Origin of the sequence: Metabacillus litoralis (genome assembly GCF_007994985.1) — a bacterium.
In the GTDB taxonomy this organism is placed as follows: Bacteria; Bacillota; Bacilli; order Bacillales; family Bacillaceae; genus Metabacillus; species Metabacillus litoralis.
On sequence record NZ_VOQF01000014.1, the window covers coordinates 42,623 to 67,420 of the forward strand.

The following is a 24,798-nucleotide window of genomic DNA, read 5'->3' on the forward strand; positions in this document are numbered from 1 at the left end:
CAATAAGTGACTACGATCATTTTTATGGAGGTGAAGTATGCTTGTTAAGAGAAGAAAGAAAAAAGGAATTAAAAAAACAAATTTTTCTTAAATCAATTAAATTGTTTAAGGAGTATGGATATGACAATGTTACTGTTGAGAAAATCGCATCATCCTGTGGCATTGCAAAGGGGACATTCTTTAATTATTTCCCGAAGAAGGAACACCTATTACTGTACTTAGGCAATTCACAAAATGATTTTCTTTGTGAAATCATACAAAAATATCAGAATGTGAAAATTAAACAAAAGCTCCTACTCATCTTCAAGGATCTCTTATCTGTTTATCTAGAAAATTCAGACCTCTTAAAAATCACTTTATCTGAGACGATTCGTTCTGCATTAAAAGATGAATCAAGAAACATAAACTTATTTACAGAAACCCTAACTGCACTGATGGAGGAAGCAAAAACAAATAAAGAAATAAATACTCGTTTCGAGTCAAGAGTGATCGCCTCTGTTCTAGTAGGAATCTATTTTAACACCTTAATAAATTGGTCTGTTAGTCAAGACATAAGTGATAATATTTTCCCTATTTTTCGTGAACAGTTTGAAATGATTTGGGAAGGCGTTGAACAGGAATAAAATGAGAGTGGAGGTATGTAGATGCGTCTATTTTTGGTTTACTCATCGGTTATAATCTTAGCTCTGGTAAGCGTGTTACATTTTTATTGGGTATTCGGTGGAACAAAGGGAATTCAAGCTGTTTTACCAGAAAAAAAAGAGGGGAAAGTTGCATTTACTCCAAGAAGGGTTGAAACGGTAATTGTTGCAGTTGGCATGATTGGTGTGGCCTTTATATTATTAGTACAGAACAACTTAATTTCCTTTTTTACACCAAATTCCTTTACGAAATGGTCAAGCATCATCCTTAGCATCATTTTTTTACTTAGATCTATTGGCGATTTCAAATACTTTGGTTTCTCCAAGAGAGTAAAAAACACTACTTTCTCTAAGTACGATACGCAATTATACACCCCTCTTTGCTTATTTTTAGGAATTATATTAATGACTTCTTGGTTATAATTTTGGCTCTATTAATGCTTAGTAGTCGATTTTGTTATAGGCATTCGGTTTCCTAATGACAAAATAAACTCTTTTTTCCTAGATCCAAGAGCCTCTTCTTAAGCTAAGCACCTGTGGTTTTTTTTGCGAGCTTCTCTGGATGGACAGAAGTGAGTAATATTATATTTACTTCATTGAACATAGTGCTGAAAATTCAACATTGAGTTAAACCTAGCTTAACATTTTGAGATGATAGTAAATTATTCATTTTAATCGAGAACTCTTTATAATAACAAATTATTTTAACCTCTTTATGCTCATGAAAAAAATTCTATTCGGGTAACATAAAGCATAGGAGGTGGTGCAAAAGTGAAAAAGTTGTTACTTTTATCAATTTTTTCTTTATGTCTAACAGGCTGTCAAATGCAAGCGCGAGAAGGCTATGAGCCTCAAGCGGAGGATATTAATGGAACACGTTTGATGAAGGATGGCCATGCTACTTATGAAAATCAGGAATTAGCAGATGAGCCGTATGTGCCGAATCAGAATCCAAATTTTATTGATTTGACAGAATCCAGACCTGATCTCGGATCAGATCAGAATAAGCTTGAAGAAGCAATTATGGATGAAGAGGAATTATCATTAGGACCGGTTATGATGTTTGGAAATAAAATTCACGTAACAGTGTATACAACAGAAGATCTCTCAAAGAAGGAAAAGAAACAAAGAGTGAAAGAAATACATGAAAAAATGATCACAGCATTACCTAGATATCGGATTGATGTTGAATTGAAACAAAAATAATAAGGGGCGTTGATGCCCCTTGTTAGAAACCAAAAATTGAACTAATTAAATTCTTCTTTCTGGTTTTTTTAGGAGCTGAAATGCTATCAAAAACAAGTAATTGATCTTTAGCAGGAGCCTCGCGTTTTTGTCCATTTTCTAGCTCATCTATTCTTTGTTCAAGCTTTTGTATGGTAGATGTTAATTCTTCCATTTCTCTTCTATGCTGTAAAACTTGATAGGAAACAACATCATCTGCTTTATTTCTAATTCGTCTTTCTAGTTCATCAACACGATTATTTATTTCAGTAAATTTAGTAGTATCGATTGTTGTTGTCATTCTTTTAAAAGACCCCTTCCGAATGTTGTCTAATGTATCAGGTTGTTGAGGTGTTTGATGTAGGGTTTGCTGTTGGATTTGCCTAATTTTCTCAATATCATCTTCAGAAAATTGATAATGTCCCAGTTCATTTTTCTCTAACTCCATGTCATATTGACTAACCCATCTCATCAATGTTCTTCTAGAAACCCCAAGTAACTTAGTGACAGTTGTTGTACTATTCATCTTCTTCCTCCTTAACATTATCAGTACATAATCAAACTGCAGCTTTCTTATCATCCAAAAACAAACCAACAGACATGTGAACTTCTATTAGTAGGTTTTCGACTCTTAAAGCTAGTTACCTTCACGTTAGACAAAACAAGTATGTATTCGGCAAAGAAAGTGGATGTTTTACATAATATGATGCTGTAATGTCGAACCTAATTTATTTTTCATATAATTCTAGTGGTAAACCGTCTGGATCAGGAAAGAATGTAAACTTTTTATCAGTAAAAGGATCTACCCGAATATCTTCTACTTCTATCCCTTTTTCTAGTAACTCTTCTACTGCAGACTGGATATTATCGACTTCAAATGCTAGATGTCGTAAACCTAGAGCCTCAGGATTTGTAGGTCGTTTAGGAGGGTTTGGGAATGAAAACAACTCAATTTGATATGTATCATTTACCTTTAGATCTAATTTATATGACCTACGTTCCTCACGATAAACTTCTGCAACTATTTCAAATCCGAGAATATTGGTATAAAAATCCTTTGAAACCTCGTAATCAGAACAAATAATGGCTACATGATGAATTTTATTAATATTCAAGCTAACTACCTCTTTTCATTGTGGAATTATTTAATAACTGGTGTGATCTTAACTCATACTATTATAATATAAGCCAAATAAGATGAATTTGCTTTTGACGCTTTATGTGACCTATACTATAATTATAATGTTATGCATGAAAATTGAGGTGACATGTATGTTAGATCGTTTAGAATCGGTAGAATATCGTTATGAAAAACTAAATCAGCTATTAATGGATCCTGACATTATCGGAGATTCTAAAAAGCTGCGTGAATATTCAAAGGAACAATCCGATTTACAGGAAACAGTTGAAGTGTACCGTGAATATAAAGAAGTTCGTGAGCAAATTGCTGATACGAAATCAATGCTTGATGAAAAGCTTGATGCAGAAATGCGCGAAATGGCGAAAGAAGAGCTATCAGAGCTAGAAGATCGTGAAGAAGAGTTAACAGCTCGACTTAAGATTCTTCTTGTACCCAAGGATCCTAATGATGATAAAAACGTTATTGTGGAAATCCGTGGAGCTGCTGGTGGAGATGAAGCTGCGTTATTTGCTTCAGATTTATATCGCATGTACAGTCGTTTTGCAGAAATGCAGGGCTGGAGAACAGAAGTAATGGAAGCAAACGCAACAGGTACTGGTGGTTATAAAGAGATTATCTTTATGATTAATGGTAAAGGTGCTTATTCGAAGCTGAAGTTTGAAAATGGTGCTCACCGTGTTCAACGTGTTCCTGAAACAGAATCAGGTGGACGTATTCACACATCTACAGCGACAGTTGCAGTCCTTCCAGAAACAGAAGAAGTTGAAGTAGAGATTCACGAGAAAGATATTCGTACAGATACGTTCGCGTCAAGTGGACCAGGTGGACAAAGTGTTAATACAACAATGTCTGCTGTTCGTTTAACACATCTTCCTACAAATACAGTTGTATCTTGTCAGGATGAAAAATCACAAATCAAAAATAAAGAAAAAGCAATGAAGGTTCTTCGTGCTCGTGTGTATGATAAATTCCAACGTGAAGCACAAGCAGAAATTGACCAAAACCGAAAGCTAGCAGTTGGTACAGGTGACCGCTCAGAGCGAATCAGAACGTATAACTTCCCGCAAAACCGTGTAACAGATCACAGAATTGGTTTAACAATTCAAAAGCTTGATCAAATTCTAGAAGGAAAGCTTGATGAAGTCGTGGAAACATTAATCGTTGAAGATCAATCAAGCCGACTTCAAGATGCGGAAGAGTAGAATAAGGTGAAATTTGTATATGAAGCCCTTAATTGGGCTTCTTCTTTTTTAAAGGAAGCGGGAAGAGATGAAAATGCTGGAGAGTTATTGCTGCGTCACCATTTAAATATGGAGCGTGCGACACTACTGTCAAATTTGAGACTGGTCCTCTCAGAAGAACAAAAGGAAATCTTCATACATGATGTAAAAAAACATGGAGAAGGCATACCTGTTCAATATTTAATCGGTTATGAAGAATTTTATGGACGACGTTTTAAAGTGAACAAAGAGGTGCTTATCCCTAGACCAGAAACAGAGGAGCTTGTTGAAGGAATTCTAACAAGAGCTACAAAAATGTTTGCAGATCAAAAAGAGATCAATGTAGTTGATATAGGCACTGGAAGCGGTGCGATTGCCATCACATTAGCTTTAGAAAAATCGGAATTCAAAGTGAGTGCTGTTGATATTGCAGAAGAATCCTTACAAATTGCTAAAGTAAATGCAGTAGCTTTGCAGGCTAATGTAGAATTTTTACACGGTGATCTACTTGAACCGATTGCAAATAAAGCTGAAGAAGGAAAAATCGACATCCTCGTTTCAAATCCTCCATATATACCTGATTGGGAAATTGAAACTCTTTCACCTGTTGTGAAGGATTATGAACCAATGCGGGCATTAGCAGGAGGAAAGGATGGACTCGACTTTTATAGAAGATTAATTTCAGATATGAAGGAACTCCTGAATACTCGAGCTTTAATCGCATTTGAAATTGGAGCAGGTCAAGGAGAGGATGTACAAAACCTTCTGAAGCAAGCCCTTCCACATGCAAATGTTGAGGTTGTTTATGATATCAATGGGAAAGATCGCATGGTGTTTGGAGAATTGAAGCAAGATTAACGGGTTCTGTTGAATATATCAAGATACACATATCATATATCAGTGTTTTTTATAGAATGAGGTTGGACATAAGTATTTAAGTTAATGAAAAATCCGAAATATTAGGAGATATTTCAATTAATTATTCGCCTAATATTTCGGGTTTTTATTTGCATACTTCGATAGATTTTTGGATTTTGCATACTATTTTTAAGAACTAGTGGAATGGAGTGGAAGACATTTGACTCCTGCGGGTGCAGAGGAAAGGCTGAGACCCCACAGGCGCTTGCGCCGAGGAGGCTTAGCTTCCTCCCCGGCGAATCTTATGTCTGCAGCGCAATGGAACGAACTTGTTTCTTTCATCTTAACTGAATTTAGATTTATTCGTCTTTTTGTATGACTTCTTTAATTAGTCCCAACCTCATTATCTGTATTCATTTTCAATCGGTTTATCTGCTTTTAACCTTTAACCTAATGGATCTTCTCCAAATCTTTCCCATAGAACAGGAAATAGATTTTCAAGATCATCTTCTTCCCAATCAAATTCGATGTCATTTACAGGTTGCAATCCCTTTTTATCAAGAGCTTCTAATAATTCGTCGTGTATATTGTCATCCCATTCAATATCACCAGTCTTTATCAGGGTATAGGCATCAAGTCCAACGGAAAGTAACTCTTCATTTTGAGGGTACCCTTCGTCATCAAGGTTATCTTCATTTATATATTCTGCTAAAAATTCAGGGTCTTTCAATACCTTGTTAAATACTACTTCTCCTTGTCCAATAAGCCATCCCCGAAAATAATCAAAAGCATCATCAGAGCAGCCACCCATTAAAACAAACGCTGCTCCCCATAAACGGGAATTATAACTAGCATTCATTAACTCTTGAAATAGAAATTCAAATTCCACAACTTCCTCTACTTCTTTTTCAGCTAATAACTCAGTTAACCATTCTGCTTGATCATCAAATTCTCTGGATTTCTCGATTAAACTCCACAATTCTTTCTGATCCATTATAAAGACCTCCATTTTATCTTCGCTAATTGGTAAATTTGACATATAATAATCGATTTTCTCACTTAAATGAACCTACCTGTTATAGTAAGTATAGTATTTCTCAATTAATACATATTTTAACATATTTAAGTTCATACCCATATTTTTTCAGAAAACATAGAATACATCCTTAATTTTGGTAACTAACTATTATTCTATCTATTAATCTATTTTTAAAAATTTTTAAAAAACATAGTTTAAGAATCTTTTACGCTGTCCATACTGTCTACCAAGGGAGGCGTTAGATGATGAAAAAACAACAATTAGCACTTATATATATTATCCTATTATTTGCAGGGGCAATCGCAAATGTTTATAAAGAACCAGTAGCAGCAACAAGCACAGAGGAACCAGTGGTGATACCAGATGAGGCCATTCGTTTACGAATTCTAGCTAATAGTAATTCTGATGAAGACCAGGAATTAAAAAGAAAGATTCGTGATGAAGTGAATAAAGAAATCACAGAATGGGTGGAAGAATTAACTTCTGTAGATGCTGCTAGAAAATTAATTCAATCAAGATTACCCGAAATAGAAGCTATTGTGGAAGATGTTCTAGAAAAGGAAAATATACAACAATCATATTCAGTAGATTTTGATAATGTTAGCTTTCCAACTAAGCTATATGGCAATTTTATTTACCCAGCAGGAGATTACGAAGCAATTCTTATTAGCTTAGGTGAAGCAGAAGGTGCTAACTGGTGGTGTGTACTCTTCCCACCATTATGTTTCCTAGACTTTTCAAATGGTGAGGCTGTTGCAAATGCAGAAGAAACCGAAGAGAAGCAAGTAGCTGAAAACGACCAAGCTAAATCAACAGAGAAAGCAGCAGCTCTTGTTATAGATGAAGAAGATGAGAAAGAAGAAGTAGAAGTGAAATTCTTCTTAGTAGAGTGGTTCGAAGGGATATTTTCATAAGGTAGGAAAAAGGCGGGGGTCAGACCCCCGCTTTTTTTTGGAATAAAACTAGATTTCATCTCATAGAGTTGTAGTAGAGAAAAATGATATGGGGTGAGATCATGTTTTATCAGTTAAAAATAGCAGAAGAAAAGGATCTTGGTAGATTAACAGATTTTGTCGAAAAAGCTGGTGTAAGTTCTGATGGTGTATCAGAAATTATTGATTATTTTGTACTAATGGAAAATGGAGAAAATGAGATTGTTGCGACTATTGGCGTTCAACCATTAAATGAAAATGGATTGTTAAGGTCTTTAGTAGTGTCAGATAAGCTTAAACAAGCACATATCCTAACACTTTTCCAAAGTATTCAAACATTAGCTGAGAAAAAAGGTATTAATCATTTATTTTTGGTAACTAATAAAGAAGCATCAGTTCAATTTTTATCACTAATGGGCTTCGAAGAGATAGATTTTAAAGCAATTCCAAAGGATCTTTTAACTTTAGAGCATATGAATGGCTCACTTAAAGAAGAAAATGCAAAGATTATGAGAAGAACTGCTTAATATCCACACAGTTATCCACATTACTGCAAGTCTTATCCACAAATTGTGGATAAGACTTGTTTTATTATAGGACTTCTTTTATACTTTCAAGAGTCAAGAATCTACAAAACCGCGAAATTTGTAGATAAATCGAACGGTTGCAAAAGGAGTTATTATAGATGAAAACGAAACTTTGGACTGTGGATGATCTTAGTAACTTATCCACTAGTTATCCACAAATCACACAGGCAGCAGATTTTATCCGAAATAATGAGGTTGTCGCTTTTCCAACTGAAACGGTGTATGGGCTAGGAGCAAATGCATGCTCAGATGATGCTGTAAGAAAAATCTTTGAAGCAAAGGGTAGACCAAGCGATAATCCACTAATTGTCCACATTGCATCAATTGAACAGCTAGAGGAAATCGTTGAAGATGTATCTGGTTATGCCTATCAACTAATTAAAGCCTTTTGGCCGGGTCCATTAACACTAGTATTAAGAAAAAAGGCAAATCAGTTATCCACATTCGTGACGGCGGGCTTAGATACAGTTGCAGTGAGAATGCCAAATCATCCAGTTGCTTTAGAGATCATTGCTAAATCAGGGGTCCCGGTCGCTGCGCCAAGTGCGAATCGATCTGGAAAACCAAGTCCAACACAAGCTAACCATGTCTATCATGACCTTGATGGAAAAATAAGCGGAATCATTGACGGAGGCCCAACAGGTGTTGGTGTTGAATCAACAGTCCTTGATTGTACATCAGATATCCCAACAATCCTTCGACCAGGTGGAATAACAAAACAACAACTAGAGTCAATCATTGGAAAAGTTAATGTCGATCAAGCACTAATTGAAGAAGGTCATACTCCAAAATCACCTGGAATGAAATACACCCATTACGCACCAAATGCACCTGTTGTGATCATAGATGGAAGTCATAAATATATGCAAAACATAATTAATCAATATGAAGAGCAAGGTAAGAATGTAGGTGTACTCACAACAGAAGAAGGATTAAATCACTTTCAAGCACAAAAAGTAATTGCCTGTGGAACGCGTAAAGACCTGAATACAGTTGCAGCAAATCTTTATGACGTACTACGCCAATTTGATAAAGAAGAAGTTGACGTTATTATAAGTGAAAGCTTCCCCCTAGATGGAGTCGGTGAAGCAATCATGAACAGATTACTAAAAGCAGCAGGAAACAATGTGATTGTGGAAGAGTGAATGATTTGATTTCCGAGCTAGTAGTTTGCTTTCTGAAAATTAATTTTCGAGTAGTTTTATTCCGAGGTTATCGTGAATGATCATTTATATAGAGAAATGTTGAATACAACTGTGAACTAAGTTTTTTTATAACAACTTATATTTTGGTACTTTATATAGAAATGTAAACTATTTAGGTTGATTGTAGCGAAAGGTGCGAGACTCCTGCGGGAGCAGCGGGACAGGTGAGATCCCACAGGCGCTTGCGCCGAGGAAGCTCACCGCACGCCCCGCGGAAAGCGAGCAACCTGTAGCGGAAATCAACCAACCCGCTACACTTTATTAGACTCCCTTAAATAGAAATATCTGGTCTCAGGTTTCAAAACATCATAATGTTCTATTCCAAATCGGACGTGCATAAAGTTAAATAGGCGTGTCCGAGGAGGGGGAACATGGATATTCAATCAATAATCGGTGAATTAATCACACTATTAATAATGGCTTTAGCTTTAGGAATGGACGCATTTTCCGTAGGCCTTGGAATGGGCTTAATTAAGTTGAGATTACGACAAATATTCTACATTGGTGTAACAATCGGTGTTTTTCATATATGGATGCCGCTAGTTGGTATGTTAATTGGACGACTTTTAACTGACACCTTTGGAACAATTGCAACTTTATTAGGCGGAGGTCTCTTAATACTATTAGGAATACAAATGGTTTTTTCATCATTTAAAAAAGACGACGAACCACTGATCACTCCTGTAGGCTTTGGGTTAATTGTATTTGCGCTAAGTGTAAGCTTAGATAGCTTTTCAGTTGGCTTAAGTTTAGGGATTTATGGAGCCAAAACATTCCTGACTGTCGCTATTTTCGGGATCGTAAGTATGGTTCTAACATGGTTGGGTTTACTAGTTGGAAAAAGAGTGCAAAATTGGCTTGGCTCATACAGCGAAGCACTAGGTGGCGCCATTTTATTAGCATTTGGAATTAAGCTTCTATTACCTTTTTAATTGAAAAATCGGTATAAGTAATAGACAGGGAGAATAGAAATGATCGAATCATTTAAAGTACATATGACCCAATTAAACGAGGAAAGAAATATCAGAATCTATCTTCCAAGAAAATATGAGAAAGAAGATAAACGATATCAAGTGCTGTATATGCATGATGGACAAAATGTTTTTCAAAGTACTGATGCAATTGGTGGTGTTTCTTTAGAATTAGAAAACCATTTAGATGATAATGGTATAGAGATAATCGTTGTAGCAATCGATCAAAATAGTAAGAAACGAGTAGATGAATATTGTCCATGGGTGAACGGTGAATATAGCAAGGAAATCTTTGGTTTGACTGAAACAACAGGTGGCTCTGGGAAAGAATATATTGATTTTGTTGTTAACGATCTAAAGCCACTTATCGATAGAAAGTACCGAACAAAAAAAGATGTAACTTCAATTGCAGGTATTTCATTAGGTGGATTAATCTCCACTTATGCTGCATGCTGTTATCCACAAGTGTTTAAGAAAGTCGCAGTATTATCTTCTGCTTTCTATAGAAATCAGGAACAAATAGAAAAACTTTTAATAGAAACAGATTTATCTTTTGTTAATGGATTTTATATCGATTGCGGAACAGCAGAGGCGAAGAAGGATATTAGAATTAGTGAAGAGTTTTTGGCTTCAAATGAAAAAATCTATCATATTTTAAATAAGAAGCATCATCATGTTATATTTGAAAAGCATCATGATGCAGAACATAGCTATACGGAATTTAAAAAAAGAGTTCCGAAGATGATTTCTTTTATAATAGATTAATGAAGAGGCTGGGACATAAATATTTAAGCTAAAGATAAACCCGAATTATTAGGTGATATGTCAATTAAACATTCGCCTAATATCTCGGGTTTTTATTTGCTTTCTTCAATAGATTTTTTGATTTTGCATACTTTTTTTAAGAACTAGTGTAATGGAGCGGAAGACATTTGACTCCTGCGGGTGCAGAGGAAAGGCTGAGACCCCACAGGCGCGCAGCTTACGAGGAGGCTCAGCTTCCTCCCCGCGGAAAGCAAATGTCTGCAGCGCAATGGAACGAACTTATTTCTTTCAACTTAACTGAATTTAGATTTATTCGCCTTTTTGTATGACATCTTTAATTATGTCCCAGCCTCTTCGTTTTCTATGTTAAGTGTAAAAAGGTTTGCTCGTAAGATTCTTTTATTGCATCACTATTAATTCCGTTACCGATTAAGATTATGATTGGTTTTAAACCATTTTTTGATTTTACTTCTTCTAATGCAAGCTTTTTAGATGCGTATTGAAATGAATATAAATTTGAGTCTTTATGAAACTGAACGATTCCTTTTCCTCTGAAAACATTTTCTGGTAAACCTTTTAACCACTTCTCAAATACCTTTTTATCAAATAGTGGTATATCTTCCAACTTAACAGCTTTAATAGCCGCATGGTTAACATGATCATGACTACATGATGAATCTACTGAACATCCGCATGCAGATACTTGTTTGTCTGTTAAGTTAATTGTACGTACTCTCTCCGTCAACAGCTCAGCTACTGAGACATCTCCATATGAAGCACTAACAATTGGTATTTCTTCATGAACTAATTTCTTAATTTGAGTATGAATTTTATCGAGTTTTTTTTCGGAAACAAGATCTGTTTTATTTAAAATAATAAACGAAGCACTCGTAATTTGTTCCTTTAATAGTGTTCGAACCTCTTTTGAGCTAGAAAAAATACTTTGGTAGTCTAGGTAATTACTTGCATCTACTAAACTAATAACTGATTGTAAATTAAATTGATCAATATATAGTGGGCTTGAAAGCGCCTCGATAATTTCATTAGGGTTCGCAACACCAGTACCTTCTATTAACAAGATGTCGACAGGATTTTTGACAAATTGATCTAAAGTTGTTTTTAAATCCTCTTGAATAGAGCAACAAATACAACCGTTTAAAAGCTCATACATTTGTTCCTTATCAAATAGATGGTTCTCAACATTTGTATCGCCAAGCTCATTGAGGATTATACCAAGCTTTTGTCCTCTTGTATTGCATTCTTCAACGAGTTTTTTCAACACAGTTGTTTTACCACTTCCTAAAAATCCACTAATTATATAAACATTTATAGGTAGTTTCAACACAAACCCCTCACTTTTCATTATTGGTATCAAATAGGAATCGTTACGATTATACACGTATATTATACACTTCGACAAGCAATTCCTCAAAAATTTACAAAAAATTTACCTTATCTACAAAATATATACATTTTCCCTTAACATTTACAAACTACCATTATAGTTGTGAGAAAAATAGATTAAGGGAGGAATATGATAGTGGTAGTTAAAAGAGGCTTTACTAAGAAACTAGTTACTCTTGGTGTTATATCATCATTAGTAATCGGTAGTTTTGCTGGATTAAATCAAGAAACAGCAAAAGCTAATACCGCAGAAACACCAGAAATCAAGAATGTAATTTTCTTAATCGGAGATGGAATGGGACCTTCGACAGTAACAGCACATCGTTATATGATGGATAACCCTGACACAAAACAGATTGAACTTACTGAATTTGACAAGTATTTAGTAGGAATGCAAACTACATACCCAGATGATCCTGCACAAAACATTACAGATTCCGCATCAGCTGCAACAGCAATGGCATCAGGAATTAAAACGTACAATAATGCGATCGGAATGGATAATGAAAAAAATCCATACGAAACAGTACTTGAGCAAGCGAAAGAAGATGGAAAAGCAACTGGATTAGTTGCAACTTCAGAGGTAACACATGCAACACCAGCATCTTATGGTGCACATGATGAAAGTCGTAGAAATATGGATGCGATTGCAAACGATTATTTTGATGAGCTGGTTAATGGTAATCATAAAATTGACGTTATTCTTGGTGGTGGCTCTAAAAACTTCGTACCAGAAGATGGTCGAAAAATCGATAATCGTAATCTAGCAGAAGAATTCCAGAAAAAAGGCTATAGCTATGTAACGAATAAAGATGAACTAATGAAAGATGAAAATGGACAAGTATTAGGATTGTTTGCAAAGGGCGGTCTTCCAAAAATGATCGACCGTGATGACAGCATTCCTTCTCTTGAGGACATGACATCTGCTGCTATTGAGCGCTTAAGTAAAGATGAGCAAGGCTTCTTTTTAATGGTAGAAGGCAGTCAAATCGACTGGGCTGAGCATGACAATGATATTGTTGGAACAATGAGTGAAATGAACGATTTTGAACAAGCCTTTAAAGCTGCAATCGATTTTGCTAAACAAGATGAGCACACATTAGTTGTGACAACAGCTGACCATGCAACAGGGGGTTTATCTTTAGGAGCTAACACGAAGGCTAAACCAAATGGAGATTATAATTTCCACGTTAATCCTATTCAAGCTTTCTCGAAAACACCTGACTATATCGCTGCTGAAATCTATGCAGCTGGAGCTGGTGCAGATGTTGTAGGAATTATGCAAAAGCATATTGATTCAAGCTTCTATAATCAAATTACAAATGAAGAAATCCAAGCGGTAAAAGATGCTGCTGCAGCAACAGATGGTATTGCAATTGATAATGCAATCGAAGCTATTGTTAATGATCATTCCGTAACAGGCTGGACAACTGGTGGACATACTGGTGAAGACGTTCCTGTTTACGCATTTGGTCCACAAAGCGATCGTTTTGCTGGATTAATCGATAATACAGACCAAGCGAAAATTATCTTCCAACTATTAGAAGAAAATAAAATGCCAGAAACACCTGAAGTACCAGAAAACCCAGAAACACCTGAAGTACCAGAAAATCCAGAAACACCTGAAGTGCCAGAAACACCAGAAGTGCCAGAAAATCCAGAAACACCTGAAGTACCAGAAAACCCAGAAACACCAGAAACACCGAACCCAGAAACACCTGAAGTACCAGAAAACCCAGAAAACCCAGAAAACCCAGAAACACCAGAAACACCAGGTGATGAAACAGAGCAACCAAAACCACAAGAACTTAAAGTAACAATGAAAAATGGTAAAGCTACAATTGATACAGAGGACTTAAAGTCATTAGAAGACGGTTCGACAGCTGTTCTTGATTTTAAAGATGTATACAATGTGGAGCTATCTTTAAGTAAAGATCAAATTGAATTATTAAAAGCTAAAAACATTGATCTTCACATGAAAAATAAAGATGTAAAAGTAAATGTTCCTTTTGAAAACCTTCCAGAAGGTGATGTGAAAATTAAGGTAGAACGCATGAAAGACATTGATGATGCTCTAAGTGCTGTTTACGATTTCACAATCTTTGCAGGAGATAAAGCAGTTCATCAATTTAAAGAAGAAATGACGTTAGAATTTAATGTAACTGGTGAAGTAGAAAAAGAAGAAGATGCGAAACTATTCTACTATAACGAAGAAGATAAGAAGTGGGAGTTAGTTGGTGGAGAATATAAAAATGGTGTTGTAACAGCAGGTACAGACCACTTTAGTTCTTTCGCGGTATTTGAATTAGAGATGGATAATGCAAAAGACGTTGATAAACTGAAAAAGCTTCCAGCAACTGAGGGAGGATATGGCTTACCTCAAACAGCTACTAATGTGTTTAATTTACTAGGATTAGGAATTGTTGTTTTACTAGCAGCTGGTGCGATCTTCTTTTACCAAAGAAGAAAAACGAAATTGAACGTTTGATAATTTAACTAAGCTTAATACAGTTAGGACGGGAGGTACACCAGTACTTCCGTCTTCTCTACATTAAGAGATTACTAGCATTATAAGAAATTAGGAGGGAAATCCATGGTTTTTAAACGATCGATTACGAAAAAACTAGTAACAGCAGCTGTACTATCAACAGTAGTTGTTGGAAGTTTTGCAGGCTTAAATCAAGATGAAGCAAAAGCAGAAAAAGAATCTACAGCTAAAATAAAGAATGTCATATTCCTAATTGGTGATGGAATGGGACCTTCTACAGTAGCTGCTCATCGTTATATGAAAAATGATTCTTCAACTAAAATGATGGAGCCTACTGAATTTGACAAGTATTTAGTAGGGATGCAAACAACATATCCAGATGATCCAGCACAAAAGATTACTGACTCAGCATCAGCTGCGACAGCAATGGCATCAGGTATAAAAACGTACAACAACGCAATTGGAATGGATAATGAGAAAAATCCTTATGAAACAGTACTTGAACGAGCTAAAGAGTATGGAAAAGCTACTGGATTAGTTGCAACATCTGAAATCACTCATGCTACACCAGCTTCTTATGGTGCCCATGATGAAAGTCGTAGAAACATGGATGCAATAGCTGATGATTATTATTATGAGCTAATTAATGGTGAACATAAAGTCGATATCATGCTTGGTGGTGGTTCAAAGAACTTTGTACCAGCTGATGGTCGTAAAAAGGACACTACTAATCTAGCAGAAAAATTTGTTGAAGATGGTTATAGCTTTGTAACAAATAAAGAAGAATTAATGAACGATAAAAACGGTCAAGTATTAGGGTTATTTGCTAAAGGTGGACTTCCTAAAATGATCGACCGTGATGATAGCATTCCTTCACTTGAAGAAATGACAACAACAGCAATCGAGCGCCTTAATCAAGATGAAGATGGTTTCTTCTTAATGGTTGAAGGAAGTCAAATTGACTGGGCAGAGCATGATAATGATGTTGTAGGTACGATGAGTGAAATGGAAGACTTCGAGCGTGCATTTAAAGCAGCGATTGATTTTGCAAAAAATGATGGTGAAACACTAGTTGTGACAACTGCTGACCACGCAACAGGTGGTTTAACCTTGGGTGCAAATACGAAAGCAAAAACGAGTGGAGACTATAACTTCTTAGTTAACCCGATTAAAGCTTTCAATAAAACACCTGATTACATTGCGGCTGAACTTTATGCGTCAGGTGCAAGTGCTGAAGTAGAAAGTGTTATGAAAAAATACATCGATAATAGCTTCTATAGCCAAATTAAGCCTGAGGAAATTCAAGCTGTAAAAGATGCAGTAGTAGCAAAGAATGGAACAGCAATTGATAATGCAATCGAAGCAATTGTTAATGATCATTCTGTAACAGGCTGGACTACAGGAGGACACACAGGAGAAGAAGTACCTGTATATGCATTCGGTCCAGAAAAATCTCGTTTTAAAGGTTTGATTGATAATACAGATCAAGCAAAAATTATCTTCCAACTATTAGAGGAAAATAATAAGTAAGCGGCAATATTTGAGTAGAAAGCCTGAATTGGTAGGCTTTCTACTTTTCTACTAAAGTAAGATCCTCAGGGTAAGTAATCTTCATTACATATAAAGTAGTCACTTGTATGGGCTTTTTGAATTTGGATGATACAAGAACATAGAAGAAGGGGTTTTAATATGAGAACAACGATGTTAAAGCAATCGAAGGAATTAATAGGTTTAGCATTGGTAGCAGTATTTATCTATTTCTTTATATTTTGGGATTATAAAATCTTTCAAAATCAATTTTCTATCCCAAAAGACTGGTTGAACCTGAATACCATATTTTTGAGTATTGTCATTGAAGCCATTCCGTTTATTTTATTAGGGGTGTTTGTTTCATCTCTTATTCAAATATTTGTATCAGAAGAAACAGTAAAGAAGTATATTCCAAAGAATATGATTATAGCTGTGTTACCAGCCGCTTTGCTTGGTGCTATTTTTCCAGTTTGTGAGTGTGCAGTTGTACCGGTTGTAAGAAGATTAATTAAAAAGGGAATGCCTTTGCATGTTGCATTTGTCTTTTTAGCTTGTGCACCTATTTTAAATCCAGTCGTTGCTGCTTCTACCTATTTTGCATTTCAAACAAATCTTAGTATTTTAACTGGTCGTATGGTTTTAGCTTTTATATTATCGATTATTATCGGTCTAGTATTATATGTTTTCTTTAAAAATAGTGACCAATTGAAGCTAACATCTGAGGAATTAGTTGGAAAGCAAACTAGCACTTCTGAGGTTCTTAATGTAAACAAATTTAAAGCAACACTGTATCATGCAAGTGATGAATTTTTTGATATGGGTAAATTCCTCATTATTGGTGCTTTTATCGCAAGCTTATTCCAAACATTCTTAGATCGAGAAATTTTATTAAGTTTAGGTTCAAGTGAATTTTCTTCACCAATCGTTATGATGGTTTTTGCATTTGTGTTATCACTATGTTCAGAAGCAGATGCTTTTATAGCAGCTTCTTTTGGTAATACATTTGCACCTGGAGCTTTATTAGCCTTTCTTGTTTATGGGCCTATGTTGGATTTGAAAAATACAATCATGCTTTTCGCATTCTTCAAAACGAAATTTGTTTTCACATTTATTTTAGTTGTAACAGTAGTTGTTTATTTAGGAGTACTTGTATATCAAGCAGTTGTATTTTAAGACGGATGGAGGGGAATTAAAATGGAACAATCAACTGATCTAGGTTTTCAAAAATTCATAAGAGGCATTATATTAGTAGGCTTCACTATGCTGTTATTTAAATTGATCATTTCTGGTGATATTACAAACTTTATTGCACCAAAAATGCTTCCGTTTGCTTATTTTGCAACAGGAGTATTTCTTATTCTGGGAATTCTACAAATATGGAGAAGTGATTCGAAAGAAGAATTAGATATCTATTGTGATTGTGGTCTTGATCATAGTGGAAAAAGGTCACCGATCAAATCAGTTTTAATCTATTCCTTATTTCTATTTCCGGTTTTAACAGGGTTTATGTTTCCGGAAGTTGTCCTAGATAGTTCAGTTATCGCAAAAAGAGGAATTAACCTAGGTGCTTCAAATACTTCAGTAGAACAAAATGAGAAGACAAGTGAAGATACAGTGGTCGAAGCTTCGGCATCAGAAAGTAGTTCATCATCAACATCTTCTGAAGCGAAAAGTCTTGATGAATTATTTTTAGAGGGTTTATTAAATAGTGAAAAAATCGTTGTAAAAGATACAGAGTACCAGAAGATTACAAACTATATTGAGACGAACTTAGATAAGTTCGTCGGTAAAGAAATTGAGCTAACTGGATTTGTTTATCGTGAGCCAGACTTTACGCCGGATCAAATGGCAGTTTCCAGATTCACAGTTTCCTGCTGTGTAGCAGATCTTCAAGTTATTGGGACAATGGCAAAAGGCGAAATGGCAACACAGCTTAAAAATGACCAATGGGTAAAGGTAACAGGAACAATTAATAAAACAGAACGAAATGGCCTCGCTCTTCCATCAATTGATATTGGTCAATTAGAAGTAATAGAAGCTCCATCAGATCCATATATTTATATTTATTAATGCTATAATGATTGAGTGTAGAGTTTATCTCTGCACTCTTTTTATCTTTGCTGTTAATTAATCTAACTATCTGTTGTATTTAAAAAGTGCTGTTTAATACAAGCTGCTAAAAGTAAAACTTAGTGTAATGGAGCGAAATGAAACAATTTCATACTAACTCTTTCATAAAACTTGTTATATCAAATGTCAATAAAGTTTACGAAAACCCCCATGTATTACAATCCCAATAGGAGAAAATAGTCCCGATATACATATTTTTTTCAATAAATTCGACTATTTTCTTACGTTTTTTTCGATTATAATATAATAAAGGAGTGTTTTATATGACAAATGTACTATTCATCTGTACGGGAAATACTTGTAGAAGTCCGATGGCTGAAGCCCTTTTAAATCATGTGAAGGATTCAGATTCAATTTTTGTTAAATCGGCTGGTGTTTTTGCAATGGATGGCAGTGATGCATCTAGTCATACGATTGAAGCGTTACGTGAAAAAGGTATTACATGTCAGCACCAGTCTTCTAGTTTATCGAGTGATTTAGTAGAGTGGGCAACCATTATTTTAACAATGACAAATAATCATAAACAATCAGTTATTGATCAATATCCGCAAGCCGGAAGAAAGACCTTTACTCTTTCTGAATATGTTACAAGTCATGATGAAGAAAAGCGTGATATAACTGATCCCTTTGGTGGACCTTTATCATTATATCGACAAACACTGGAAGATTTAGAAGCACTTATTGTGAAGCTGAAAGATAAGCTTAAATAGAAGAAACAAACAGGGGGAGAAACACGTGAAGAAGGATGATAAGAGATATAAGTTTAGCTTGCGTCGTAAGCTCGTTATTTTTACAACCGTTTTAGCATTGATTACATATTCAACAAGTGCTTTCTTTATTTATGTTTTAGTGAATTTTGCTGATCATCTTGTTGCACCAGAAGTATTCACTTTGATTACATTATTAATGGGTGTTTTCTGGTCAGGTGTTTTAGCGTATTTTGGTGCTGGCTTCATTACGAGAGCGCTAAAAAGGCTTGAAACAGTTGTGTACAAAGCAGCAGAAGGTAATATTAAAGAAGATGTTCCATTAACCAAAAGTGATGATGAAATTAGAGGCTTAAGTATTGCATTTAATTCGATGCTTGCAAATATGAGAAGTATGGTAGAAAGCATTGAATCAAATTTTCATGCAACAAATCAACAGGTCACTCAAATTGCAACAGCTTCGAATAATGCATCAAAGCAAGCAGATGAAATCTCTTTAACTGTTCAGGAAATTTCACGTGGTGCTGATCAATCTGCTACATCTATCCAAGAAACAGCAGCTTCGGTTGAAGATATTATTGAATTTGCTTCACAAGTAGAAGAAAAAGCAACTTCATCTGAAAACATGTCAAAACAGATGGTGTCATCATTAGAAGAAAGTAAAAAGGTTTATGATTCACTTATAACAGGTATTCAAACACTAGCTGAGGAAAATCAGCATTCAATGACAGCAGTTCGTAGACTTGAAGAGCATGCAAATGAAGTATCAACAATTGTCTCACTTGTTGGAGATATTGCAAATCAAACGAATTTATTAGCATTAAATGCTTCAATCGAGGCAGCAAGAGCAGGAGAGCATGGAAAAGGCTTTGCGGTTGTTGCTGAGGAAGTACGAAAACTAGCTGACGAAAGTGCGAAAGCTGTACAAGGGATAACGGGTCTTATCGGAAATATTCAACAGGAAGTTCAAAATGTAGTAGGTCAAATAGGTGAGCAAGTAGAAACAGCGAAAAGTCAGGCTGAGAATGGACAAACCTCTGCTAAAATGCTTGAAGAAACTAGTACTTCGATTTTAGATGTTGCAACAGCAGTTAACCAAATTAGCGAGCTTGTTCATCAACAAATGGATTCACTGCATAAAACTGGTGCACAATCTCAAGAGGTGGCTGCAATTGCCGAGGAAACATCTGCAGGTGCTCATGAAGTGGCATCAGCTATTGAAGATCAAACAACAAATATCCAGCAAATTAGTCAGTTAGGAAAACAACTTGCTGAAAGTGCAGACGAATTACGAAAAACAATTGATCGTTTTCATAGATAAGAGATAAAATAGAATGGAAGAAAAAGCTAATAGCATGAGCATTAGCTTTTTTATACATCAATGAATTGTAGTATGATTAGTGATAGTAATGAGTTGAAAAAGTGGAGGGTGTATCAATGAAAGTTGCAATTGCTTCAGATCATGGTGGACTTAATATAAGAAAAGAAATCATTGCGTTACTTCAAGAGCTGAATATTGAATTTGTAGATATGGGCTGTGAATGTGAAACATCAGTAGATTACCCTGATTATGCTTTACCGGTAGCAGAGAGAGTGGCGAACGGAGAATTTGATCGCGGTATCTTAATTTGTGGCACAGGAATTGGTATGAGTATTGCCGCAAATAAAGTAAAAGGCATTCGCTGTGCACTTGCTCATGATACATTTAGTGCTCAAGCAACACGTGAACATAATGACACGAATATGCTAGCAATGGGTGAACGAGTAATCGGTCCTGGTTTAGCTAGAGATGTAGCAAAGATCTGGTTAACAACTGAATATCAAGGTGGTCGTCACGCAACACGAGTGGGTAAAATCACTCAATACGAACAGAATCACAATTAAAGGAAGTCGTTAATCTATGACAAATCTTGAAATGTGGAAACAGGATTTCACTTCTTTATTAGATGATTTTCAAAAGCAAGCAAAGCTAGAAAAAGAAGATATCCTCGTAATTGGCTGTAGTACAAGCGAGGTAATTGGTGAAAAAATCGGTACTGCTGGATCAGAAGAGATAGCAGCCATGATTTTCAATACGTTATCAGATTTTAGAGAAAAAACTGGAGTCAATATAGCATTTCAATGCTGTGAACATTTGAATCGTGCGCTAGTTTTAGAAAAAAGTGTAGCAAAAACAAATAAATTGCCTCAAGTCACAGTCATTCCTGTGCGACAAGCAGGTGGCGCCATGGCTACCTATGCCTTTAACTCTATGAACAATCCAGTAGTTGTCGAGCATATTGAAGCTGACGCTGGAATAGACATCGGTGATACTTTTATTGGCATGCATCTCAAGCATGTGGCTGTACCAATTCGTAGCAAAATAAAACAAATCGGTGCCGCACATGTTACAATGGCGAACACCCGCCCTAAATTAATAGGCGGAGCAAGAGCTTTATATGAACAAACAATTGAAAATAGCTCGTGTCATTAAAAAGAAGGAGTCAACCTTTGGTGTTGATTCCTTCTTTGTGTTTTTTCATAGAAATTGTGTAATTTCATCAGATATAGCTTGTGAATAATGTATATCTGATCTGATATCGACCTTAACTAGTATGAATCATACGGAATTTCACTACCGAGAACACCGTTGAATAGGATAATCATTCAACTTTTGCTATTAATCGTTCAACTTCACAGGATAATCGTTCAACTTTGACCAATAATCATTCAACTTTTCGAAATAAACGTTCATTCGACAAAATTCGCCCCTGATCCTCACCTCACAACCCACTTCAAAAACAAAACTTTCCAATTCATCAAAATATTCTACATTCGTAGTTGACATTACAATGAAAAGTAACGACAATAGGTTGTATATATAAACCAATTACAACAAAAAAGTGAATGTTAATCATAATGTAAGCCTTTAATATTCGTCTTTTAGGTAATACACTAGAAAAAAACTTAAAAAATTCTAAAAAAATATCAGAAAAACTTTTACATTAGGATCTATAAACGTGTACAATATAGATGGAATTAGTCGTAAAATAATATGTAGTAAACAATCACTATCGGTTAAGAATGAAGGGAGAATACACCAATGAAACATTTACCAGAGCAAGATGCTAAGATTTTTGAAGCAATTCAACTAGAGCGTACTCGACAAGAAACGAAAATTGAGTTAATAGCTTCTGAAAACTTTGTTAGTGAAGCAGTAATGGAAGCGCAAGGATCTGTTTTAACAAATAAATATGCTGAAGGCTATCCAGGTCGTCGCTATTATGGTGGTTGTGAGCATGTTGATGTGGTAGAAGACATCGCAAGAGATCGTGCGAAACAAATCTTTGGTGCGGAATATGTAAATGTTCAGCCTCATTCAGGTGCACAAGCTAATATGGGAGTATATTTCACTATTTTAGATCATGGTGATACAGTTCTAGGAATGAACCTGTCTCATGGTGGACATCTAACACATGGTAGTCCTGTAAACTTTAGTGGTGTTCAATATAATTTCGTTGAGTATGGTGTTGATGAAGTAACACATCGTATTAATTATGAAGATGTAGCAGAAAAAGCTAGACTTCATAAGCCGAAGTTGATCGTTGCTGGAGCTAGTGCATACCCAAGAGCAATTGACTTTAAAAAATTCCGTGAAATCGCTGATGAAGTTGGCGCATACTTCATGGTTGATATGGCACATATTGCTGGTCTTGTTGCTGCTGGACTTCATGAAAATCCAGTTCCATATGCAGACTTTGTTACAACAACAACACACAAAACATTACGTGGACCACGTGGTGGTATGATTCTTTGTAAAGAAGAATTCGGTAAAAAGATTGATAAATCTATTTTCCCTGGTATCCAAGGTGGACCTCTGATGCATGTTATTGCAGCAAAAGCAGTTTCTTTTGGTGAAACTCTTCAAGATAGCTTCAAAACATATGCACAAAACATCATTGACAATGCTAAAAGCTTGGCTGAAAAGCTTCAAGCAGAAGGTCTTACTTTAGTTTCTGGTGGTACAGACAACCATCTTTTATTAGTTGATGTTCGTTCACTAGGCATCACTGGTAAAGTGGCAGAGCATGTACTAGATGAGATTGGTGTAACGGTTAACAAAAACACAATTCCATTTGAAACAGAAAGCCCATTTGTGACAAGTGGTATTCGTATCGGTACAGCAGCTGTAACAAGTCGTGGTTTTGGTGCGAAAGAAATGGACGAAATCGGAAGCATCATTGCATTCGCTCTTAAAAACCATGAAGATGAAGCAAAACTTGCTGAAGCGAAGCAACGTGTTGAAGATTTAACAAGTAATTTCCCTTTATATCGTAACTTATAAGATCATATATAGTGGCGGCTTTCCATTTAGGAAGTCGCCATTATTTTAAATAAATACAAACCACCTAGATTATAACTCCCCTAAGACTTCTCCAAAAGAAATGAGGGTTTTACATGCTTATTTTTTTACTAGCTGGTGCAATCCTTTTATTAATGTTTTCTACAAAAAGAATTCGCTCTATTGAAAAAGTTAAACCAACAACAGGCCCAAAGGAGATGCTGCAAATTCTACGTTCGTTATTTTGGGGTTTGCTAGTGTTGATGCTATTTTTCCTCATCCCAATGATCATATGGAAGCTTTCAGGTGGTTCTAATAATTGGGATGGTGTATATATTATCTTTGCCTCAGCTATTGGTACAATCGTACTTTTCTTTAGTTATTATAGTAGACTAAAAGCTAAACACCTTCGCTAACTTTGTATATTTATCTTATTTGAGCTTGAAACTATAGTTGTTTTTCTGTAAAATCTATTGAAGTGTCTAAGAAAAGGAGATGATTTGATGGGCAAGGTATATGTGTTTGATCATCCATTAATTCAACATAAACTTACATATATTCGTGATATAAAAACAGGAACAAAAGAGTTCAGAGAGCTTGTTGATGAGGTAGCTAGCTTAATGGCTTTTGAAATTACAAGAGATCTTCCTTTACAAGAGGTTGATGTTGAAACTCCTGTTACAACGGCAAAATCAAAGGTGTTAGCAGGAAAGAAACTAGGGATTATCCCAATTCTTCGTGCTGGTTTAGGAATGGTTGATGGAATTTTAAAATTAATTCCAGCAGCAAAGGTTGGACATATTGGTCTTTATCGTGATCCAGAAACACTTCAGCCTGTTGAATATTATGCAAAACTTCCTTCAGATGTAGAAGAGCGTGATTTTATCGTAGTAGATCCGATGCTTGCAACTGGTGGCTCTGCTGTTGAAGCAATTAATAGCTTGAAAAAACGCGGTGCAAAAAACATCAAATTTATGTGTTTAATTGCAGCTCCAGAAGGTGTAGAAGTAGTAAAAGAAGCTCATCCTGATGTTGATATTTTCATTGCAGCTCTAGATGAAAAGCTTAATGACCATGGATATATCGTTCCTGGCTTAGGTGATGCTGGTGACAGATTATACGGAACAAAATAAATGATGATGGAAAACTCTTATATTAAGAGTTTTCTTTTTGTGTATTCCAGAGGGTTGATTCATTTTTAATATAGTATAGTTCCTTAACACCAACATTACCGAGTTATTCGTTTATAGCTTCAAGAATTGCCTCCTTTAATTTAGCGGTCTTCTTCTCACTTTTTAATGATTTCTCAACTTTCGCCCATCCAATGATGTATCGTACTTGTTCATCTTTCTTAAATAATTCTTCATTATTTAAATAGATCTGTTTAAACCATTCTGTTTTCTTTAGTAATTCAATATTCCGATTAATTTTTTCCTCGTTTGGATTTCCACGAATAAACAAAACCATCGACATACAAATATTTGTGAAAATTTCAAGAATCATCGATTCACCTCAATCGTTAGAAAATACTCTTGTTTTTATCATTCTATAAAAAGTGAAATATTCCTTTGCTTTACTTAAAGTACCAATTTTAGATTGCGACCATTTGGAAACAACTCTTGTTGACTAAATTTC

26 protein-coding genes and 1 pseudogene are annotated in these 24,798 nt (G+C 35.4%); 22 read left to right on the forward strand and 5 right to left on the reverse strand.

Features of this window, described 5'->3' with window-relative positions; all coding sequences use genetic code 11:
• Nucleotides 1-41 precede the first annotated feature (41 nt).
• The 3 genes from FS935_RS18850 (at nucleotide 42) to FS935_RS18860 (ending at nucleotide 1,847) form a co-directional block, all read left to right on the forward strand.
• Nucleotides 42-623 carry a TetR/AcrR family transcriptional regulator gene (locus tag FS935_RS18850; protein WP_158638655.1) on the forward strand — a complete coding sequence of 194 codons (582 nt, stop codon included), beginning with the start codon at nucleotides 42-44 and terminating at the stop codon, nucleotides 621-623.
• Between the two features lie 21 nt (nucleotides 624-644).
• Nucleotides 645-1,064: a DUF3995 domain-containing protein gene (locus FS935_RS18855; protein ID WP_146950200.1), complete on the forward strand. Its 420-nt coding sequence runs from the start codon at nucleotides 645-647 to the stop codon at nucleotides 1,062-1,064.
• Between the two features lie 348 nt (nucleotides 1,065-1,412).
• Nucleotides 1,413-1,847, forward strand: coding sequence for a hypothetical protein (locus FS935_RS18860; RefSeq protein WP_146950201.1), 435 nt, complete (start codon nucleotides 1,413-1,415; stop codon nucleotides 1,845-1,847).
• 22 nt (nucleotides 1,848-1,869) lie between these two features.
• On the opposite strand, the gene FS935_RS18865 is transcribed toward FS935_RS18860, so the two are convergent.
• Both FS935_RS18865 and gloA2 read right to left on the reverse strand, forming a co-directional pair.
• Nucleotides 1,870-2,391 carry a MerR family transcriptional regulator gene (locus tag FS935_RS18865; RefSeq protein WP_158638656.1) on the reverse strand — a complete coding sequence of 174 codons (522 nt, stop codon included), beginning with the start codon at nucleotides 2,389-2,391 and terminating at the stop codon, nucleotides 1,870-1,872.
• A gap of 202 nt (nucleotides 2,392-2,593) precedes the next feature.
• A complete protein-coding gene (gene gloA2 / locus FS935_RS18870; protein ID WP_146950203.1) occupies nucleotides 2,594-2,980 on the reverse strand; it encodes an SMU1112c/YaeR family gloxylase I-like metalloprotein in 387 nt (128 codons plus the stop codon).
• A 157-nt stretch (nucleotides 2,981-3,137) separates the two neighbouring features.
• On the opposite strand from gloA2, the gene prfA reads away from it, so the two are divergent.
• Together prfA and prmC are read left to right on the forward strand one after the other, a co-directional pair.
• Nucleotides 3,138-4,208 carry a peptide chain release factor 1 gene (gene prfA, locus FS935_RS18875; protein WP_146950204.1) on the forward strand — a complete coding sequence of 357 codons (1,071 nt, stop codon included), beginning with the start codon at nucleotides 3,138-3,140 and terminating at the stop codon, nucleotides 4,206-4,208.
• Nucleotides 4,209-4,214: 6 nt separating this feature from the next.
• A complete protein-coding gene (prmC, locus tag FS935_RS18880) occupies nucleotides 4,215-5,084 on the forward strand; it encodes a peptide chain release factor N(5)-glutamine methyltransferase (RefSeq protein ID WP_146950205.1) in 870 nt (289 codons plus the stop codon).
• A 445-nt stretch (nucleotides 5,085-5,529) separates the two neighbouring features.
• On the opposite strand, the gene FS935_RS18885 is transcribed toward prmC, so the two are convergent.
• A complete protein-coding gene (locus FS935_RS18885; protein ID WP_146950206.1) occupies nucleotides 5,530-6,078 on the reverse strand; it encodes a DUF4240 domain-containing protein in 549 nt (182 codons plus the stop codon).
• A 290-nt stretch (nucleotides 6,079-6,368) separates the two neighbouring features.
• On the opposite strand from FS935_RS18885, the gene spoIIR reads away from it, so the two are divergent.
• The 5 genes from spoIIR to FS935_RS18910 all read left to right on the forward strand — a co-directional run bounded on the left by spoIIR (nucleotide 6,369) and on the right by FS935_RS18910 (nucleotide 10,583).
• Nucleotides 6,369-7,037, forward strand: coding sequence for a stage II sporulation protein R (gene spoIIR / locus FS935_RS18890; RefSeq protein ID WP_146950207.1), 669 nt, complete (start codon nucleotides 6,369-6,371; stop codon nucleotides 7,035-7,037).
• Between the two features lie 101 nt (nucleotides 7,038-7,138).
• A complete protein-coding gene (locus FS935_RS18895; protein ID WP_146950208.1) occupies nucleotides 7,139-7,582 on the forward strand; it encodes a nucleotidyl transferase family protein in 444 nt (147 codons plus the stop codon).
• Nucleotides 7,583-7,740: 158 nt separating this feature from the next.
• Nucleotides 7,741-8,787 carry an L-threonylcarbamoyladenylate synthase gene (locus FS935_RS18900; protein WP_146950209.1) on the forward strand — a complete coding sequence of 349 codons (1,047 nt, stop codon included), beginning with the start codon at nucleotides 7,741-7,743 and terminating at the stop codon, nucleotides 8,785-8,787.
• A 431-nt stretch (nucleotides 8,788-9,218) separates the two neighbouring features.
• Nucleotides 9,219-9,779 (forward strand): manganese efflux pump MntP, encoded by a 561-nt coding sequence (locus FS935_RS18905; protein WP_146950210.1) that lies wholly within the window; start codon nucleotides 9,219-9,221, stop codon nucleotides 9,777-9,779.
• Nucleotides 9,780-9,818: 39 nt separating this feature from the next.
• Nucleotides 9,819-10,583: an alpha/beta hydrolase gene (locus tag FS935_RS18910; RefSeq protein ID WP_146950211.1), complete on the forward strand. Its 765-nt coding sequence runs from the start codon at nucleotides 9,819-9,821 to the stop codon at nucleotides 10,581-10,583.
• A gap of 361 nt (nucleotides 10,584-10,944) precedes the next feature.
• Here the strand turns inward: FS935_RS18910 and FS935_RS18915 are convergent, their stop codons facing one another.
• Nucleotides 10,945-11,925 carry a CobW family GTP-binding protein gene (locus FS935_RS18915; RefSeq protein ID WP_158638657.1) on the reverse strand — a complete coding sequence of 327 codons (981 nt, stop codon included), beginning with the start codon at nucleotides 11,923-11,925 and terminating at the stop codon, nucleotides 10,945-10,947.
• Between the two features lie 192 nt (nucleotides 11,926-12,117).
• Here FS935_RS18915 and FS935_RS24015 point away from each other — a divergent pair.
• The 12 genes and pseudogenes from FS935_RS24015 to upp form a co-directional block, all read left to right on the forward strand.
• A pseudogene (locus FS935_RS24015) lies at nucleotides 12,118-13,530 on the forward strand (alkaline phosphatase); the annotation flags it as partial.
• A gap of 768 nt (nucleotides 13,531-14,298) precedes the next feature.
• Nucleotides 14,299-14,475: an LPxTATN C-terminal sorting signal domain gene (locus FS935_RS24020; protein ID WP_239589529.1), complete on the forward strand. Its 177-nt coding sequence runs from the start codon at nucleotides 14,299-14,301 to the stop codon at nucleotides 14,473-14,475.
• A gap of 105 nt (nucleotides 14,476-14,580) precedes the next feature.
• The gene (locus FS935_RS18925) at nucleotides 14,581-16,005 is read left to right on the forward strand and encodes an alkaline phosphatase (protein ID WP_146950214.1); all 1,425 of its coding nucleotides are present in this window, start codon (nucleotides 14,581-14,583) and stop codon (nucleotides 16,003-16,005) included.
• 159 nt (nucleotides 16,006-16,164) lie between these two features.
• Complete coding sequence (locus FS935_RS18930) at nucleotides 16,165-17,178, forward strand: permease (RefSeq protein ID WP_240050964.1); 1,014 nt, start codon at nucleotides 16,165-16,167, stop codon at nucleotides 17,176-17,178.
• Between the two features lie 21 nt (nucleotides 17,179-17,199).
• A complete protein-coding gene (locus FS935_RS18935; protein ID WP_146950216.1) occupies nucleotides 17,200-18,075 on the forward strand; it encodes a TIGR03943 family putative permease subunit in 876 nt (291 codons plus the stop codon).
• Between the two features lie 323 nt (nucleotides 18,076-18,398).
• Nucleotides 18,399-18,845, forward strand: a complete 447-nt coding sequence (locus tag FS935_RS18940) for a low molecular weight protein arginine phosphatase (protein WP_146950217.1) — start codon at nucleotides 18,399-18,401, stop codon at nucleotides 18,843-18,845.
• Nucleotides 18,846-18,870: 25 nt separating this feature from the next.
• Nucleotides 18,871-20,163, forward strand: coding sequence for a methyl-accepting chemotaxis protein (locus FS935_RS18945; RefSeq protein WP_146950218.1), 1,293 nt, complete (start codon nucleotides 18,871-18,873; stop codon nucleotides 20,161-20,163).
• 116 nt (nucleotides 20,164-20,279) lie between these two features.
• The gene (gene rpiB / locus FS935_RS18950) at nucleotides 20,280-20,726 is read left to right on the forward strand and encodes a ribose 5-phosphate isomerase B (RefSeq protein ID WP_146950219.1); all 447 of its coding nucleotides are present in this window, start codon (nucleotides 20,280-20,282) and stop codon (nucleotides 20,724-20,726) included.
• Between the two features lie 16 nt (nucleotides 20,727-20,742).
• A complete protein-coding gene (locus FS935_RS18955; RefSeq protein WP_146950220.1) occupies nucleotides 20,743-21,315 on the forward strand; it encodes a TIGR01440 family protein in 573 nt (190 codons plus the stop codon).
• A gap of 609 nt (nucleotides 21,316-21,924) precedes the next feature.
• On the forward strand, nucleotides 21,925-23,166 hold the full coding sequence (glyA, locus tag FS935_RS18960) for a serine hydroxymethyltransferase (RefSeq protein ID WP_146950221.1): 1,242 nt from the start codon (nucleotides 21,925-21,927) through the stop codon (nucleotides 23,164-23,166).
• 113 nt (nucleotides 23,167-23,279) lie between these two features.
• Entirely contained in the window at nucleotides 23,280-23,579 is a 300-nt protein-coding gene (locus tag FS935_RS18965) for a hypothetical protein (protein ID WP_146950222.1), read from the forward strand.
• A gap of 87 nt (nucleotides 23,580-23,666) precedes the next feature.
• On the forward strand, nucleotides 23,667-24,296 hold the full coding sequence (upp, locus tag FS935_RS18970) for a uracil phosphoribosyltransferase (protein ID WP_146950223.1): 630 nt from the start codon (nucleotides 23,667-23,669) through the stop codon (nucleotides 24,294-24,296).
• A 103-nt stretch (nucleotides 24,297-24,399) separates the two neighbouring features.
• On the opposite strand, the gene FS935_RS18975 is transcribed toward upp, so the two are convergent.
• Nucleotides 24,400-24,666 carry a hypothetical protein gene (locus FS935_RS18975; RefSeq protein WP_146950224.1) on the reverse strand — a complete coding sequence of 89 codons (267 nt, stop codon included), beginning with the start codon at nucleotides 24,664-24,666 and terminating at the stop codon, nucleotides 24,400-24,402.
• Nucleotides 24,667-24,798: the final 132 nt, after the last annotated feature.

Excerpts from the sequence above, each read along its gene's own strand:
- upp (WP_146950223.1), top strand. The coding sequence starts at position 23,667 with ATGGGCAAGGTATATGTGTTTGATCATCCATTAATTCAACATAAACTT.
- FS935_RS18905 (WP_146950210.1), top strand. The coding sequence starts at position 9,219 with ATGGATATTCAATCAATAATCGGTGAATTAATCACACTATTAATAATG.
- FS935_RS18965 (WP_146950222.1), top strand. The coding sequence starts at position 23,280 with ATGCTTATTTTTTTACTAGCTGGTGCAATCCTTTTATTAATGTTTTCT.
- FS935_RS18930 (WP_240050964.1), top strand. The coding sequence starts at position 16,165 with ATGAGAACAACGATGTTAAAGCAATCGAAGGAATTAATAGGTTTAGCA.
- FS935_RS18865 (WP_158638656.1), bottom strand. The coding sequence starts at position 2,391 with ATGAATAGTACAACAACTGTCACTAAGTTACTTGGGGTTTCTAGAAGA.
- FS935_RS18955 (WP_146950220.1), top strand. The coding sequence starts at position 20,743 with ATGACAAATCTTGAAATGTGGAAACAGGATTTCACTTCTTTATTAGAT.
- rpiB (WP_146950219.1), top strand. The coding sequence starts at position 20,280 with ATGAAAGTTGCAATTGCTTCAGATCATGGTGGACTTAATATAAGAAAA.
- spoIIR (WP_146950207.1), top strand. The coding sequence starts at position 6,369 with ATGAAAAAACAACAATTAGCACTTATATATATTATCCTATTATTTGCA.
- FS935_RS18940 (WP_146950217.1), top strand. The coding sequence starts at position 18,399 with ATGACAAATGTACTATTCATCTGTACGGGAAATACTTGTAGAAGTCCG.
- FS935_RS18855 (WP_146950200.1), top strand. The coding sequence starts at position 645 with ATGCGTCTATTTTTGGTTTACTCATCGGTTATAATCTTAGCTCTGGTA.
- glyA (WP_146950221.1), top strand. The coding sequence starts at position 21,925 with ATGAAACATTTACCAGAGCAAGATGCTAAGATTTTTGAAGCAATTCAA.
- FS935_RS18925 (WP_146950214.1), top strand. The coding sequence starts at position 14,581 with ATGGTTTTTAAACGATCGATTACGAAAAAACTAGTAACAGCAGCTGTA.
- prfA (WP_146950204.1), top strand. The coding sequence starts at position 3,138 with ATGTTAGATCGTTTAGAATCGGTAGAATATCGTTATGAAAAACTAAAT.
- FS935_RS18910 (WP_146950211.1), top strand. The coding sequence starts at position 9,819 with ATGATCGAATCATTTAAAGTACATATGACCCAATTAAACGAGGAAAGA.
- FS935_RS18885 (WP_146950206.1), bottom strand. The coding sequence starts at position 6,078 with ATGGATCAGAAAGAATTGTGGAGTTTAATCGAGAAATCCAGAGAATTT.
- FS935_RS24020 (WP_239589529.1), top strand. The coding sequence starts at position 14,299 with ATGGATAATGCAAAAGACGTTGATAAACTGAAAAAGCTTCCAGCAACT.
- FS935_RS18975 (WP_146950224.1), bottom strand. The coding sequence starts at position 24,666 with ATGATTCTTGAAATTTTCACAAATATTTGTATGTCGATGGTTTTGTTT.
- FS935_RS18900 (WP_146950209.1), top strand. The coding sequence starts at position 7,741 with ATGAAAACGAAACTTTGGACTGTGGATGATCTTAGTAACTTATCCACT.
- FS935_RS18895 (WP_146950208.1), top strand. The coding sequence starts at position 7,139 with ATGTTTTATCAGTTAAAAATAGCAGAAGAAAAGGATCTTGGTAGATTA.
- FS935_RS18935 (WP_146950216.1), top strand. The coding sequence starts at position 17,200 with ATGGAACAATCAACTGATCTAGGTTTTCAAAAATTCATAAGAGGCATT.